Source organism: Acaryochloris marina MBIC11017, assembly GCF_000018105.1.
GTDB classification, from domain to species: domain Bacteria; phylum Cyanobacteriota; class Cyanobacteriia; order Thermosynechococcales; family Thermosynechococcaceae; genus Acaryochloris; species Acaryochloris marina.
This window is the reverse complement of record NC_009925.1, coordinates 1,816,171-1,832,203: the sequence shown is the minus strand read 5'-3', so window position 1 is coordinate 1,832,203 and position 16,033 is coordinate 1,816,171. Positions and strand designations below refer to the sequence as shown.

The following is a 16,033-nucleotide window of genomic DNA, read 5'->3' as shown; positions in this document are numbered from 1 at the left end:
TTTTGCGTTAATCGTGGCACCTATCACACTTCCGAAAATGGATAATTTCTGTAGTATTCTCTAAGCTTTCGACATTTCATTGATTGGCATCAAGAGAGTCGTGATAAGCGTCCCAGTCTCGTATTTCTAGATGTATGGCGAATCAGGGCTGGGATTGAGGGTATTAATAAGATTGAAAGCGATGGCACTTTCTGATTTTGTCTTTTTTATCGCTGTTTAGAGTCCAGAAAACTCATTTTCTTGTCCAAAGCCAGGCGTCTATGTTGTTTTTTTGGGATAAACGGTGGAACGATATAGCAGCGTTATCTTGTTAAGCCTGTGACCCAATTGGGCACGCTAGGCCTATTCGTATTTACATTCTTAAACATACTAATTATTTAATTTTTCTTTAAAAAATATCTATTTGATTTAGATTAAGCACTCTTTCATCTGGATTGTTTCTGGGTGGGTGGCCTTGGGTCCTTACCTGACAGTCTGCTGGTCTTGCGTATAGGTTTGGTATGAAGGCTATTTCTACACATTCATCTCAGCAACTCGCGGTTAATCATGCGGCCAACAACACACCGCAATTTTTGACGCAAGTCGGTCAACCCAAACCTATACCTGGCAGATTTGCGCAACTGTTGGCTCCATTAACCCAACAAACCTTTCGTCAAGTGGTTCAGCAAGTCCAACAGGAACTCAGCATTGTCCATCAAACCCTATGCATGTTGGAGGATCAGGGATTCCAGGGTGTTTTGAATGACTTACTCCATTCCATGGCCCTCAAAATAGGTGAACTGCTCGATGCCGATCGAACCACGATTTTTATGTTTGATGCGGAGCAGCAAGAGCTATGGTCTATGGTCCAAGAAGAGAGTGGGTCGAACTCCATTGAAATTCGTCTTCCGGCTAATCGGGGGATTGCGGGTCACGTGGCAACTCACCAAGAGACCCTTAATATTCCCTATGACTTCTATGATGATCCCCGCTCGGAAGAAGCCAAAAAGCAAGATCGGCGCACAGGGTACCGAACCTATACCCTATTGGCAATCCCGGTTTTAGATCAACAGGGACAGCTACTGGCCGTTGTCCAAATGTTGAACAAAATCCGTCCAGGTGTACATCCCACCCTTCCCATCCAGGATCGAATTCATCACCAGGGATTTGGGGCAGCTGATGAGAAAATTTTTGCAGAATTTGTAGAAGTGATCGGTCTTTTACTTGAGAGTTCTAAAGCGTTCTATGCCGCAGCCCAAAAACAGCGCGCTGCCAATGCATTGATGGCCTCTACTCAAGTGCTAGGCCAAAGCGGCTTATCTCTACAGGAGACTCTTCTTCACATCATGGCGGAAGCCAAACAATTAATGCAGGCTGAGCACTCCATTTTGTGGCTCGTGGATCAAGATCATCATCGGCTGTGGACCTATGCCAATATTCCCCATCAACAAATTCCTCTAGGGACAGGGCTTTTGGGTAAATTGGTGGAGACTCAGCACCCCCTGAATTATGCCTTTAACCATCTGCCCTTATCCACTCATCAATTTGGGTGTAATACCCCCCTTTATAGTGTGTTGTGCATGCCTGTTCTGAACGCCCATGGCAAACTGATCGCCATTGCACAATTGGCGAATAAATATCGTCCTAGTATTGCTAACGCAGAATCTAGACGAGGAGAAGTGCCGGAGCGGTATCGGATAAATTTCAGTAAGACAGATGAGACCTTTTTGATGGCCTTTAATACCCAAGCCGGCAGTATTTTAGACCGTGCCATCATTAATGCCGATTTAGAAGACAAAGTCCGAGAGAGGACCCAGGCCCTTTATGATCGTAATTTACAGCTGCAACAAGAAATTGAAGAGCGCCATCGTGCAGAAGCAAAACTGAAGCAACTGAATCAGCAATTACAACAGCTCAGCCGCATTGATGGACTGACGTCGATCCATAATCGCCGTAGCTTTGATGAATCCTTAGACAAGGAGTGGAGGCGACTGCGGCGCGAACAACAGCCCTTGTCCATTATTTTGTGTGACGTAGACCATTTCAAACAATATAACGATACCTATGGGCATCAGGCGGGAGATACCTGTTTGCAGGAAGTTGCCTTAGCCATCGATAAAAGCGTTAAACGTCCTGCGGATATGGTAGCCCGCTATGGCGGGGAAGAGTTTGTAGTGTTGCTTCCCAATACGCCCCTTCCTGGCGCCACCCACATTGCTGAGATGATACGCACAGCTATCGAAGTCCTCAGGATTCCCCATAAGACCTCATCTGCTAGCGACCAGGTCACCCTGAGTTTAGGAGTAGCAACTGTCATCCCTAATACTCAACAGACCTACACAGAATTATTGGAAGCAGCCGATGCTGCCCTTTATCGGGCTAAACAACAAGGTCGCAATCGGGTTATTTCGTGACTATTTAGGGATTTTAGTAGCTTGAAGGATTGGCCGATAAACCATGAACAGAATCCGTCACAGACGGCTGAGAAGTACCTGCCCACCTCAAGTAATCCTCAACTAGCTGATGTCCAAGCCGCTGCTTAAAGGTTAAAAAGATGCCTTGCAGTATCCGCTGACCGGCTGCTTCCAAAATGGGCTGGGGCGTCATCCAAAAAATTGGGGGGAGTTCAACGCTCACGCTGACATCTCCCTGACCCATCAGCTGGGTTGGACCATCGGTCGCTAGGGGATAGAGCTTACCGTTCAAAGTGAGATCAAAACGGTTATTGATATACTCAATGCCGCGAATTTCACAGCCCACAGACCGTAAATGTACAGTGCCGTTGGGTTCTGCCCAGACTTTCAGGTCGACGACAGGCTGAAAACTCATGGCCAGAAATTCTCGGGGGCGCATGGTGAGGCGAAAACAGTCATCAGCAAGACGCTCAACTCGACTGCGATCCGTGAGGGCATAGACTAAGCGACGGGGTTGCCGTAAGTAGTGCTGGATGGGCACTGACGCCTCTGGGACAGTGATTAAAACAGAATGGGAGGCTGCAAAGTTAAGTTGCATAAACGAGAACGTTACGGGACTGTTAAGGTAATTTTACATTTCTTTGGCTGATTCGTGGGTAGATTCCTCAGATGAACTTTCACAAACCCAGATAAACTGTCTGTAATGATCAGGGATGTTTATGTCGCTTTCCATTGCCCACCTGGGGCCTGCAGGAACCTATGCAGAACAAGCTGCGATCGCATATGCGGATTGGTACGCTAATCTTACGCAACAGCCGATCCCCATCCTCTGTCCCTGTCCCAGCATTGCCCAAGCGCTGCAATCGACCGCTGCTGGCGATACTAAACTTTCTGTTTCCCCAGTCGAGAACTCCATTGAAGGCAGTGTCTCCGTTACCTTAGATACCGTCTGGCAGCTGGAAATGCTGCAAATTCGGCAAGCTTTAGTGTTATCCATTGAGCATGTCTTGATTGCCAAAGCGCAACAATTGCAGTCGATTCAAGCGGTCTATTCTCACCCGCAAGCCCTCGGACAATGCCAGACCTGGCTGAAACATAACTTACCCCAAGCGACCTTGGTGCCTGCCAGCTCAACGACAGAGGCCCTTAATTATGTGGATGAGGACGGTTCAATTGCAGCGATCTCCTCAGAACGAGCGGCTCAGCTGTACCAACTGCCGGTGATTCAGCGGTCCATCCAAGATCATCCCGATAACTGCACCCGATTTTGGATTGTGAGCCAAAAAGAGACACCTTATCCCGTTACGGCTCCAGAGGGTAGCCCGGTATATACATCTTTAGCCTTTAGCTTGCCAGCAAATGTTCCCGGTGCGTTGTTGCAGCCCCTAAAGATTTTCAATGACCGACATATTAATCTCAGTCGGATTGAGTCTCGTCCCAGCAAACGCTCCTTAGGAGAATATGTCTTTTTTGTGGATGCAGAGGCGGACTTAAATACCAGCTTTTTTCAATCTGCTTTAGATGAGTTAACCTCTCACACTGAAGTGCTGAAAGTATTTGGCAGTTATCCCCTGGTGCAAGTGGTGGGGACCGTTGGGCCATAGAAGATACCATCAACTAGCCAATGAGTTTGGTGGTAAAACTGCACGCCAGTTGTGAAATAAACTGAAGCAGTACTCTTTCCGGGGCATATTTTGGGATCTGATCGGCCAAATACCTCTCCTGAATCTCTATGGGTGATCCTTGAGCAGCAGGCAGCGTCCTTGTTACTCTATTCCTCCGTTTGGGAAGATGAAGTAGGGCAAGCATTTTTATCCGTTCTAAATGTCCTGCAGCAGCCTGAGCCGGATTTATCTCAGGTACTTTGGGCCTACGGACAGTTATTTAAGGCCTTATCAGCGACTCAACACAGCTGGCCGGATTACTTATTAAAACGAATGTCGGACTCCGACAACCCCTTCACCTTGCAAGTTCAGCATCACCCCCTAGAGCAACTTCCTGCTGAACTCCTAGAGGCCGTCCGATACGATTTGAAGACTCTACAGCAACTCTGGCAGTGGAGCCCAGAAGACCTTACCCAAGCCATTGACCAATTGGGGGGACCTGCTTTACCACCGTTACCCAGCACCACTCAAACAGATACTGCTCAGACCGTGTCATTTTTGCAAGAGTACGACCATTGGGCAGAAGCCTTGCCTGCGTTAGCAGAGTATCATCGCCAAGTCGGCTGTGGACTGATGGCTCAATATCGGGCCTTTAGTTGGCATGAAGGTCAACTCCAAGGTCATCGCTACCCGGATGGGATTGCGATGGATGCGCTAGTGGGATATGAAGATCAGCGAGACCAGCTTCTGAAAAATACCGAAGCACTACTCCGAGGGTATCCTGCCCTGAATATCTTGCTCTATGGCAGTCGAGGGGCTGGTAAATCAGCCCTAATTAAAGCCCTATTACCGCTCTATGGCAATCGGGGCTTACGTTTAATTGAAGTTCGTAAATCTGCCCTGATTGAGTTACCGCAGATCTTGGCCCAGATCCAGAACTGTCCCCAAAAGTTCATTATTTTCGTGGATGACCTCTCGTTTGAGGAAGACGAAGAGAGTTATAAAGCCTTAAAAGTGGTTCTAGAAGGAAACGTGGCAGCTAGACCTGACAATGTGATTGTCTATGCCACGTCCAATCGCCGGCATTTGATTCGGGAGTTCTTTGATGATCGTCCGCGCCCACAGGACAGCGATGAAATCCATTCCTGGGATACGGTTCAAGAAAAATTATCCCTTAGCGATCGCTTTGGTCTTACCCTCACTTTCACCCCTGCTAATCAAGAGACCTATCTCAAAATGGTGTTCCATCTTTCGGGCCAAGCGAAATTAGCTCTCAGCGCAGAAGATCTCAAATTTCGGGCGTTGCAATGGGCAACCCGCCATAATGGCCGATCTGGCCGCACGGCTCGTCAATTTATTGACTTTCTACAAGCTGAATTAGCCCTTGCGACTGACATGGGTGACCTGAGTTAGGTCTCCGTTTTGGTCAGCTGCCGCAGGAGAGGGTTGCGAGGGGGCAACGGGTTTAGGGGGTGGCTGCAGGGTTGCTACTTCGCCCAGTAGTTTTTCAAAGGACTTTAAAGCTGTGAATAACTTGTCTTGACGGAGGGTACCGCCCAGGATATTCATGACCCCGTTAGCCTGCACTACAATTCCGGCGATATTATCGATCAACTTGGGTTCTCGGAAGGCGGGGAACCAGTTTAAACAGCCGGCCTGTGCTGCCTTTTGCCGTTCTGACATCAGGATTTGGCGTTCCTGGCTGTTATTGACAATAATCTTGAGCTGGGGAAAGGTTTGAGCGCACCAGGCGCAAACCTCATAGGTTTGATCGCCGAGAATGTGAGTATCAAGGACGAGTAATTGTGGGAGGGAACCGGAGGCTACGCGTCGCGGTAGGTAAGCTTTGAGGTCAATGTCAGCTGATTCCCAATAGCTGTCTATGGTTTGGGATTGCAACACCGTTTGCCAGATTTTTCCTTGGAGTGCATCTGCCTGTAGAAGTAAGACCTGGGCTTTGTCCGGTGTACCATTGCCCGTCGTCCGATGGGTGGGAATATCTTGAAAAATTAGGTAAGTATCGCCAATCTTGATGCGATCTCCATTCTGTAGCAGAACGGGGGATTTGATCGAACGACCGCGCAGTTTAGAGCCGTTCCGGCTATTGAGATCGACATAGCAGTAGTGATGATCTTGCAACCGCACTAATTTGGCATGCTGCCGAGATGCACAGCGATCGCCGAGTTGAATCGGATTACTGGGATGGCGTCCCACCGTCCACTCCAAACCGGATTGAAGTTCAAAGGGTTCGCAGTTGCTCCCCATCTGAATCAATAATTGAGGTATCTCGAAGGAGGTGGCAATCACACTACATCCAATCCTAAGTCTGAGTAAACACTGTACTTAGTATGGGCAAGTCAAGCCTTTGACTGAACGTCTAGCCATAAAATTCTTATGGAACGGCAAACTTCTGCTATTCGGTTCATGCCAGTTGACTCAACAAGCCCGAAAGAAACCTCCACATGCAGACATGCGCCTCATTCAGGAGGATATTGAATGATTATGCATAATTTTCAATAAAGCAATGCTATTGATGCAATTCATGAATTGTGTAATTAGCTACTTTCTGATAGCCACAAAAGCGTAAATATATGTAAAGAAAGCGAATTGGTTTTTCCCGAACAGGAAGAATCAATTTTTTCGCATTAATTTTTCTTTTTCTAATCGCATTCTGTATTGAAGCAATATTTTAAATCTATGTTTGAGCTCATCTCCTACGAGAGGTTTCGAGATACACCTAAGGTTCGTTTTTTCGATATCACCATTCCTGCATCTAATGCTCGAGATTTGGTTTATCACGAGGGTCCAGCGATTAGCCCTCACAATACTGCCGATGATTTTTGGCAGTTTTACTTGCACCCCAATCAAGAAGATAATTTATTAGCGCTATCCGGTGGTCGCACCTTCTATCTTGTCAATTTTCAATGGGAAAAGTCATTTCATATTGTCAGACTAGAAGCAGGTAAGGAAATATTAAGGATTCCACCGGGAACGTTTCATCGTTCCATTTCCGATGCTGACGGTTCAGTTGTACTGAATCAAGCGGTTCGCGCTGTTGAAACAACGATTCAGAAAGAATTCCGAGTGTACAACAGTAAAGAAATTCCTAAACTTTATGAAGTGACTTCTAGCAAAGCTTCCCCGCCTAAAGTGCATAATTTAACGCCTCGGTGGGGACATGCGGCTTAAAGTTCAGGCGTCCATCAGGTTTTCTTTAGAGGTTGCGCGTCGCGAAGGTGTCACAATCTTTGAGACTCCCAGTTTGCAAGCCCACCTTGAACCATTTCACGCGCTGGGCAGAACTCCCATGGGTAAAAGACTCGGGGGTTACACGGCCGCCCGCTTGCTGCTGTAAGCGATCATCGCCAATACTACTCGCTGCATTCAAAGCTTCTTCTATATCGCCTTGTTCCAAAATTTGGCGGGTTCGATTGGCATGATGTGCCCAAATCCCAGCAAAGCAATCTGCTTGGAGTTCTTGGCGCACGGAAAGCTGATTGCCTTCTACTTTGCTAACCCGGCTTCTTAACTCATAGACTTTACGAGAAACGCCCAGTAGAGTTTGGACATGGTGTCCCACCTCGTGAGCAATCACATAAGCTTGGGCGAAATCACCTGGAGCCTGGTGCCTTTCTTTGAGGTCTTTATAAAAGCTCAGATCGATATAGACTTTCTGATCCGCAGGGCAATAGAAAGGCCCCATCGCCGCTTTCCCTAGTCCGCAGGCAGACGATGTCTGACCGGAAAATAACACCAGCTTGGGTTTTCGGTAAGTTTGCCCACCTTGGCGAAACAAGGTCTCCCAAGTGTCTTCCGTATCAGCAAGTACGACAGAGACGAAGTCGGCTAGCTCATTTTCAGCCGCAGGTCGCCTATCTGGCGCTGAGGTGGTCGGGGGATTATCAAACTGGTTGGCCTGATCTAAAATTAAGCTCGGGTCGATACCAAAAAAGGCCGCAACTAGGGTGATCACCAGGATACCTAGTCCGCCTCCTGCCGCCGTTGGCATTGAAGAACCACCCCGCCGATCCTCAACATTAGTGCTTCTTCGGCCCATTTTCCAGCGCATGACAAATTTCCTCCGGATTTAAATGTCGCTCCCTGCGTGCAATAATCCTAGGTAATTTTTTGCCAAAGACTAAAATAATTAAGCCAAATTTCCATTCATGGGGATCAATCCCCAGACTTGCCCCATTCCTTCGTGACTAGAGCGGATATTTAGGGCAGAGTACTGACGGCTGGATTGAGTAAGTCAAACAAGTTATTGATGATGTCTTGGGGATTTTGTAATTGCAAAGATTCTTGGGTGGTGACCTTACCCATCCCCTGATCTTTTTGATCTTGATTCATTTGGCGGCGGGTGTTGACGTAGGCCAGCATCAATTCCTTATGCACCTTTTCTTGGTCCACATTCGGAGCCGTATGAACCTTCACCAGAATGACTCCATTGCCTTTATGTTCAATACATTGAATACCCATTTGGGCTTGGGGATAGGTCCGTTGGATTCGTTTCAAAGAATTGGCAAAGGCCGCCCAATTGACCCCGTTATGAAAGTTAAGGTTAATGGTTTCAGAGCTGGTCCATAGTAGTTGTGCGAGTTCGCCAGCCAGAAATTTACCGTGGCTGGGCTGACGGTCTTGCTCATGCCTTTTTAAGTAGACATGCTCACAAATCGTATGGTCAAACTTGGTACTGCGGTTTAAGCCCACTTCTTCCAGGCAGGCTGCTGTCAAGTTGGTCATGGATAGGTTGGCCGCCTGAATTTGGCTCCGGGTCAGATCGGCCTTGCGTAAATCTGCCTCTCTCAAATCCGCTGCCGTTAAGTTGGTCTCACATAAATTCGCTTTATTGAGATTGGCATGGAGAAAGCTGGCTTTGTGGCAATTAGCCCCTGCCAGTTGGGCATCACTCAGGTTGGTGTCAACAAGTAGCGCTTTACTGAGATTGGCGTTAATTAAATCACTATCACTGAGATTGGTGCTTTTGATATCCGCATTGCTTAAATCGACGGCGCCTAAATTAGCCCGACAGAGTTGGCCTTTTTTCAGGGTGCTGCCCTGTAGATTGGCACCTCGCAAGTTGGCCTCAATCAGGATAATACCGTTCAGATTGGCACCATGTAGATCGGCTTCAATTAACCGGGCAAAACTGAGGTCTGCTTTGCTGAGGTTAATGTTGCTTAAATTGGCCCGGGTTAAATCTGCCTCACTTAATAGGGCTCGATTGAGATTCGCGCCTTTTAGGTTGACATCACTTAAGTTTGCTTCTAGCAGAATTGCTTTGATCAGATGTGCTTTACGGAGATTTGCCTTACTTAAGTTGGTGCGGCTTAAATCTGCAAAATTGAGAACAGCCTGGGTTAAGTTGGCTTCGACAAGCAATGCTCTTGCTAGCCGAGTTTCTATAAGAATAGATTGTTCGAGGTTGGCAAAGCTGAGATCCACCGCTTCTAGATTGGCTTTGCCAAGATTTGCACCTGTCAGTTTGGCTTCACTGAGATAAGCATGGGATAAATTGGCAACACTTAAATAGGCCCCACTTAGATCTGCACCCGTTAAATTCGCATGGTTCAAGTCTGCGCCAATCAGATTGGCTCCTCGTAGGTCTAACCCACTGAGATCAGCTTCAGATAAATCGGGTTGATCGGAAAACTTGTCTTTGCGCCAGTTATTCCAATGTTTAACTCCGCGTTTTATGAGTCGGAGGTGGGCCGTGTTTGCCACAGGGATAATCGTCCTTTTTATTTACTGCACTCGAGCGTTTCCCCCCCGCCTTTAGATATGCAATAGCCAGGCCGGTCAGTGCCAAATAATGATTTACACTCTGACTGAACTATAATCTTTTTTTCCATCTTCTGCCCTCAGATTAACCTGACATTATCCCTTTTGGCGAGACGCTGGCAAAAAGATGTTAATTGAGCATCCAAATCTTGTTGAGTCTCGAATTGAGTCACCTTTGGCTTTTCTGCCGTCGTAAAAGCTTGGAATGTTTGTTTTTGGTGGACCAACAGGTCTGGTGTGGCATCTGAAATGTCTCCTCGGCGGTTTTGGAGGCGCGATCGCAACTCAGCTACCGGGGCTGTACAGAACAAAATCTGCACTGGGATTTGGGCCAACTCCGCCTGAGTCAACACCTGCTCACGGAGCTGCACCCGATCGTACTTGGCGTCTAAAATCACAGTCCATCCCATTTGTGCCAGGGATATTCCCAGTTCCCTTAAGCGTTGATAGGTCCGTTGGGTCATGGCTGGGGTGTAAATAGAGTCCGGCCCAGCTCCCGATTCATCTAAAGAAATGCCCGCTAGGTGTTTTCGCACTGCATCTGAACGAATATGGATGGCATTGAGGTGCGGCGCTAGACGATGCGCGACCGTGCTTTTTCCCGATCCTGACAAGCCAGACATGAGGATAATCTGTCCCTGTCGAGGTTGAGTGTATTGATGGGCTAAAGCAAAGTACTCTTTAGCGTTTTGCCAGTAAAGTTTCTGCGAAGAACGGTAGTCTGAAGTGGCTATATTCTGGGCGGTCATGCTATTAACATTTCCGCGAATCGTTGCCCGCATACTCAAGTAAGCGGGTAACAACAAAGCGCCTTCATAATCCCCGGTCTTTTCCAAATATGTATTCAAAAAGACATTGGCGAGATCCTTTCGATGGAGAAAGTCTAAATCCATCACCATAAATGCCACGTCATACATCACATCAATATGGCGAAATTCCCGGCAAAATTCGATGCAATCAAAGATTTGAATTCGATCCTGATGCAAACACACATTATTAAGATGTAAATCGCCATGGCAGTCTCGAATTTTGTCTTGGCGCTGTTGCAGCCAATCTTGATGATCTTGCCAAAATTGCTGGGTAAACCGCCGGGTCTGTTGCCACTGCTCTTTGGTTTGGGACTTACCCATAAAGGCTTGGGTGAGAGTGTAGTTCTCTTCATCAATGGCTTGCAGGGATTCTAGGGTGCCATTGGCCTGAATTTCGGGACTGGTCTCCGCAGTGGCATGAAAGCGAGCTACGCTTTGCCCCAATTGCTGCATATTAGCTGCTGTTAATTGGCCTTGGTTTAAGAGATGGCTAAACAAGCCCTCTTGGTCGAACTGCCGCATTTGTAGGGCATAGTCTACAATTTCAGCGCCAGGCTCAGGAGGCCGTTTGAGGTAGTAGTCTCCGTCGTTCCCATAAATCGGCAGAACGGCCAAATAGAGTCCAGGAGACAGACGGCGATTCAAGCGCAATTCCTCTTGACAGAAATAGGCTCGTTGTTCCAGGTTGGAAAAGTCTAGCCGTCCAAACTGGGTCGGCTTTTTAACTTTGTAAGCAAACTCTCCCGTCAAGAACACATAGGAAATATGGGTTTGTAAAAGCTGCACTGGGGTCTGAACCGGATGGGGATAGAAGTCCGGCTGCAGCATCCGCTGAACGAGGAGGGGTAAGGCAGCATCCATGATTCCCTAAGGTTGTCCTACTTCTATTGTAGTGGGAGGCATTTGCAGAAAGGGATTGAAGACATCAATCCTAAAGTCGGTCTGAAGGCTGAATAACCCCTTCTCAATTCACGTTAAGCTGGCTCCTATCATCAGGAGAGCATGGAATGTCTGGGGACAATGTTATTAAGGGTGGCTTGGTCGTTGGGCTGCTAAGTATGTCCGTCGCCGCCCAAGGTGCCCCATCCCTGAAGCCCCAATGCGTGGCACAACTGCAGCGAGACATGGATGAGATCGCATCCCAACCCCTCTTCACTCAAGCTCGTTTAGGGATCGCCGTTCAACCCCTTCAAGCCTCCCAACCGCTTTACACCAAGGACGCCCAGCGCTATTTCCTGCCCGCGTCTACCACCAAGGTGATGACGACAGCCGCGGCACTGACTCGGCTAGGTCCTCAATTTCGGATTCAGACCGATATTTATGGTTCTGGGACAGGTCCTGCTCTTGACCATTTACGCATCGTAGGTCGAGGCGACCCCACCCTTTCTGATCAGCAGCTACAGCAAATCGCCACCCAACTTAAACAAAAAGGCATCCGCCAAATCAACCATCTCCTGGGAGATGACACCTATTTTCAGGGGCCAGGCATCGTTCCGTCCTGGGAATGGGAAGATCTGCAGGCGGGCTATGGCGCTCCCGTTAATAGCCTGATCCTCAATCAAAATGCCTATGAGCTAAAAATCTGGCCCCAAGCACTAGGCCAGCCCCTCCGCGTCGAATGGCTTTCTCCTCACCCCATTGGCCCATGGCGACAGATCAATCGCACCCGCACCGTAGCTCAAAATGCCCCAGAATATATAGAAATTGTCCGCCGCCTCAAGGGAAATACTTTAGAAATTGAGATTACAGGACAGCTGCGAGCCGGTGCCCCTCACGATCGCTCTGCCGTAGCCGTTATTGATCCAGGCTGGTTTTTACTCAAGCGATTTCGGGCCATCTTGGCGGCTCAACAGATTAAAGTAGGGCGATTATCACTTCTATCGACCCCTCAAGAACGCAATGCTGCTTTAAAAGGCAAATCAGAACAGCGCCTCACGCAGATCCAATCGTCGCCTCTGACAACGCTGATTAAAATTACGAACCAAGAGAGCAATAATCTTTACGCAGAAGCTCTAGTCAAAGCCTTGGGGGCAGCCCAAAAGCAAACTTCACAAAATACCCATCAGCAAGGTTTAAAGGCTTTAAAACAAACTCTCACCCAACTAGGGGTCAATGCGTCCACCTATGCAGTGGCCGATGGCTCTGGTTTATCTCGACAAAACTTGGTCAGCCCCCTGGCCCTAACTCAAACTTTAAATGGCATTCTCAAATCTCCCCACGCCTCTACCTTTCAGACGTCTTTACCTAAAGACTCTATTGGGCAAAATTCACCCTCAGCCCTCTGGAGTAAAAGTGGGGGGATGCGCGGGGTGTCGACCTTAACGGGCTACCTCCAACACCCTCAATCTTCACCGGTACTGTTTAGTCTGATGTTTAATCAATACAATCAATCGAGCAGCAAACGGCGGCAAGCTATGGATGCCATGCTGTTATCAATCAATCGTTGGCAATCTTGTCAGGGTAGAAACGGATGACTTCTCTATCGCCTCCCCCCTCCACCCAACAGGTGGTTCTCGCGGTTTCCGGTATGAAATGCGCAGGATGCGTCCAGGCCGTGGAAAAACGCCTGCAGCAACAGCCTGGTGTGGCCACAGCGGTGGTCAATCTAGTCATGGAACAAGCCGCAATTGAATATGTTCCCCAAGAGATTGAGCCAGCTAGCTTAGCGCAGGTCTTAACCATCGCAGGATTCCCCAGCCATATTCAGAACCGAGAAGAAGAGGCTGAACCCCTGCCGCCACAACCCCTCAAAGAAATTCAACCTCTAGTACTCGCGACGGTACTGGTCGTACTGTCGGGGGTAGGGCATTTGGGGCATATCCCTGGCTTCACCTTGCCTTGGCTCACCAGTATCCAATTTCACTGGGGATTAGCAACCCTCGCCTTGCTCGGACCTGGACGTCCTATTCTGCAAGAAGGCTGGCAGGGGCTGTGGCAAAATCGCCCCAATATGAACACTCTGATTAGCTTAGGTAGCATCACGGCCTATCTAGCCAGCGTCGTGGCAGTGGTTTGGCCCCAATTATATTGGGACTGCTTTTTCGATGCTCCGGTGATGATTGTGGGGCTGATTCTGCTGGGACGTGCCCTAGAAGCTCAGGCTAGGGGACGGACTAAAGCTTCATTAGAGAAGCTCCTCGCCCTGCAACCGATGGTGGCTCGATGGCTCCCCAATCCAGAGACTCAGCCAGACCGAACGGTAGATATTCCAGTTCGAGATGTCCAGATTGGCGCTTGGTTGCAGGTCTTACCAGGCGATAAATTCCCTGTAGATGGTCGGGTTCTAGAGGGAAGCACCTTGGTAGATGAGGCTATGTTAACGGGGGAAGCAATGCCTGTCCCGAAAGCGTCTGGCGATGAAGTGGTGGCAGGTACGCTAAACCAATCGGCCCTGATTACGATTGAAGCCACCCGCACCGGCCAACAAACGACCCTTGCTCAAATTATTGATCTGGTGGAAACGGCCCAAACCCGAAAAGCCCCGATTCAACAATTTGCGGATCGAGTGGCTGGATATTTCACCTATGGCGTCCTTGCGATCGCAACTCTGACTTTTCTGTTTTGGGTAGGGATTGGTGTTCATCTTTGGCCTGACGTTTTAGCCTCAGGCACCCTACCGATGATGCATAGCCCAGATGTCGGTATGGCAGAGATGGCCCCCCGATCTGCTGGCATTCTACTGGGACTCAAGCTGGCGATTGCCGTTCTCGTCATCGCCTGTCCCTGTGCATTGGGTTTGGCAACTCCCACGGCCATTTTGGTTGGAACGAGCTTGGGGGCGGAGCGAGGCCTGTTAATTCGAGGAGGAGATGTATTAGAGCAAGTGGATCGTCTCGATACCCTCATTTTTGATAAAACGGGTACCCTCACCACAGGCCATCCCCAGGTCACAGATTATTGGGTGTCCGAAGGTTTGCCAGCGCTCCCGGTGGGAGATCATCTCTCATCCCAGACCGTTTTGCAGTTAGCAGCCAGTCTGGAAAAAGGCAGTCGTCATCCCCTGGCCACTGCGATTGTGGAACAGGCTGATGCTCAGGATCTTGCTTACGCCTCAGCAACTGCCTTAGAGACGGTGCCTGGATGTGGCATTAAAGGCCAGTTGGAGGGGACTTTTATTCGCTTGGGTTCTGCACAATGGCTACAAGACTGCGGCATTGTGATTCCACCCCAGGATCAGCACCAGGGCCATCATCTGGCCCAAGCGGGTAAGACGCTGATTCATTTGGCTACTGACCAGACCTATGTCGGGGGGGTGGCCGTTCAAGACACTTTGAGATCTGATGCAGCCCAAACCCTGAAAGATCTCAAAGGCCTGGGTTTGCGGATACAGATGCTGACAGGTGATCAAGCTGAGACAGCCCATATCGTGGCCCAAGAACTGGGGTTAGATCCAACGGCAGTGCGGGCTGGTGTGACCCCTGGGGATAAAGCGGCAGTCATTGCCGACCTGCAAGCACAAGGCCATCAAGTCGGCATGGTTGGAGATGGGATTAATGATGCGCCTGCTTTGGCCCAGGCTGATGTGGGCATTTCTCTTAGTGGGGGGACAGATGTGGCCATAGAAACGGCCCAAATTATCCTGATGTCTGGAGATGCTAATCCTCTATATCGCCTGGTAGACGTTTTACGCCTGAGTCGAGCAACTTTTCGCAAAATTCAGCAGAATCTGTTTTGGGCATTGATTTATAACCTCATAGGGCTGCCCATCGCGGCAGGAATCCTTCTCCCTAAATTTGGAATTTTGCTGAGTCCTGCTTCGTCAGCAGCTCTGATGGCATTCAGCTCTGTCAGTGTCGTGACGAATTCTCTGCAGTTAAGGCGGCTTTCCCTGCAGGCAAAATATAGTTCTCACTGACACATTTCAAATTCTAGTGTTTGGATGAGCTAAGCAAATCTCTACCACAACAATTAAGAAATCTTAATATACTTCAAGTAAAGTTAAGTTTTGCTATTTTCACCCTGAGGCTTTTTCGACGATAGATTAACCCATCAATCCCTAAATCTAGTGAATTTGACCCACTTCTATACGCTACATCTAGCGCTCTCAGGGGCACGGCCTGTTAAGGCCACAGTGAATTAGATCACTGGGTTGTGGTGATCCACATCAATAAATGCTCTACTAAGAGATATAAAGCTCAAACGACGGTGGGGGGCTTGCCATGGGTTCCATAACGCATTCTGGAAAATAGGGCAAGGGATGTCGTTTTGAAAGGTTTAAGTCATAATTGCGGTGGAAGTCGTTGTAGACTCCCCCAATTTTTGTGAGAAAGGCTACAATCGTGGAGGTTTAGCAATAGTTGAACGGCCAAAGCCCAATGCAGGACTGCGTTTTGTCTTTTGCTCAGGCTTTGAATTGCCTTGCATATACTGTTGAGGTAGGCTGATTTGGCATCTAGATCCACATCCCTAACTGAATTTGTTAGATTCGGTTGTAGTGAGTAAAAAA

Annotated in this window: 11 protein-coding genes; 6 read left to right on the top strand and 5 right to left on the bottom strand. The window is 48.5% G+C overall.

Annotated elements, in window-relative coordinates; genetic code table 11:
• The first annotated feature begins 500 nt into the window (after positions 1–500).
• Positions 501–2,393, top strand: coding sequence for a sensor domain-containing diguanylate cyclase (locus tag AM1_RS08230; RefSeq protein ID WP_012162366.1), 1,893 nt, complete (start codon positions 501–503; stop codon positions 2,391–2,393).
• Positions 2,394–2,406: 13 nt separating this feature from the next.
• Here AM1_RS08230 and AM1_RS08225 read toward each other — a convergent pair whose 3' ends face one another.
• Positions 2,407–2,991, bottom strand: coding sequence for a DUF1997 domain-containing protein (locus tag AM1_RS08225; protein WP_012162365.1), 585 nt, complete (start codon positions 2,989–2,991; stop codon positions 2,407–2,409).
• 121 nt (positions 2,992–3,112) lie between these two features.
• Here AM1_RS08225 and pheA point away from each other — a divergent pair, with 121 nt between their 5' ends.
• Both pheA and AM1_RS08215 read left to right on the top strand, forming a co-directional pair.
• Positions 3,113–3,997: a prephenate dehydratase gene (pheA, locus tag AM1_RS08220; protein WP_012162364.1), complete on the top strand. Its 885-nt coding sequence runs from the start codon at positions 3,113–3,115 to the stop codon at positions 3,995–3,997.
• A 90-nt stretch (positions 3,998–4,087) separates the two neighbouring features.
• Positions 4,088–5,410: an ATP-binding protein gene (locus tag AM1_RS08215; protein ID WP_049783710.1), complete on the top strand. Its 1,323-nt coding sequence runs from the start codon at positions 4,088–4,090 to the stop codon at positions 5,408–5,410.
• On the opposite strand, the gene AM1_RS08210 is transcribed toward AM1_RS08215, so the two are convergent.
• Positions 5,375–6,304 carry an FHA domain-containing protein gene (locus AM1_RS08210; protein ID WP_012162362.1) on the bottom strand — a complete coding sequence of 310 codons (930 nt, stop codon included), beginning with the start codon at positions 6,302–6,304 and terminating at the stop codon, positions 5,375–5,377. The genes AM1_RS08215 and AM1_RS08210 overlap by 36 nt on opposite strands.
• 390 nt (positions 6,305–6,694) lie before the next feature.
• Between AM1_RS08210 and AM1_RS08205 the strand changes: the two genes are divergently transcribed.
• The gene (locus AM1_RS08205; protein ID WP_012162361.1) at positions 6,695–7,186 is read left to right on the top strand and encodes a hypothetical protein; all 492 of its coding nucleotides are present in this window, start codon (positions 6,695–6,697) and stop codon (positions 7,184–7,186) included.
• Positions 7,187–7,211: 25 nt separating this feature from the next.
• Here the strand turns inward: AM1_RS08205 and ypfJ are convergent, their stop codons facing one another.
• The 3 genes from ypfJ to AM1_RS08190 all read right to left on the bottom strand — a co-directional run bounded on the left by ypfJ (position 7,212) and on the right by AM1_RS08190 (position 11,448).
• Positions 7,212–8,066 (bottom strand): KPN_02809 family neutral zinc metallopeptidase, encoded by an 855-nt coding sequence (ypfJ, locus tag AM1_RS08200; protein WP_012162360.1) that lies wholly within the window; start codon positions 8,064–8,066, stop codon positions 7,212–7,214.
• Between the two features lie 149 nt (positions 8,067–8,215).
• The gene (locus AM1_RS08195) at positions 8,216–9,721 is read right to left on the bottom strand and encodes a pentapeptide repeat-containing protein (protein ID WP_012162359.1); all 1,506 of its coding nucleotides are present in this window, start codon (positions 9,719–9,721) and stop codon (positions 8,216–8,218) included.
• 137 nt (positions 9,722–9,858) lie between these two features.
• A complete protein-coding gene (locus AM1_RS08190) occupies positions 9,859–11,448 on the bottom strand; it encodes a bifunctional aminoglycoside phosphotransferase/ATP-binding protein (RefSeq protein WP_012162358.1) in 1,590 nt (529 codons plus the stop codon).
• A 146-nt stretch (positions 11,449–11,594) separates the two neighbouring features.
• On the opposite strand from AM1_RS08190, the gene dacB reads away from it, so the two are divergent.
• Together dacB and AM1_RS08180 are read left to right on the top strand one after the other, a co-directional pair.
• The gene (gene dacB, locus AM1_RS08185) at positions 11,595–13,061 is read left to right on the top strand and encodes a D-alanyl-D-alanine carboxypeptidase/D-alanyl-D-alanine endopeptidase (RefSeq protein ID WP_012162357.1); all 1,467 of its coding nucleotides are present in this window, start codon (positions 11,595–11,597) and stop codon (positions 13,059–13,061) included.
• Complete coding sequence (locus AM1_RS08180; RefSeq protein ID WP_012162356.1) at positions 13,058–15,442, top strand: heavy metal translocating P-type ATPase; 2,385 nt, start codon at positions 13,058–13,060, stop codon at positions 15,440–15,442. Before dacB ends, AM1_RS08180 begins: the two co-directional genes overlap by 4 nt.
• Positions 15,443–16,033: the final 591 nt, after the last annotated feature.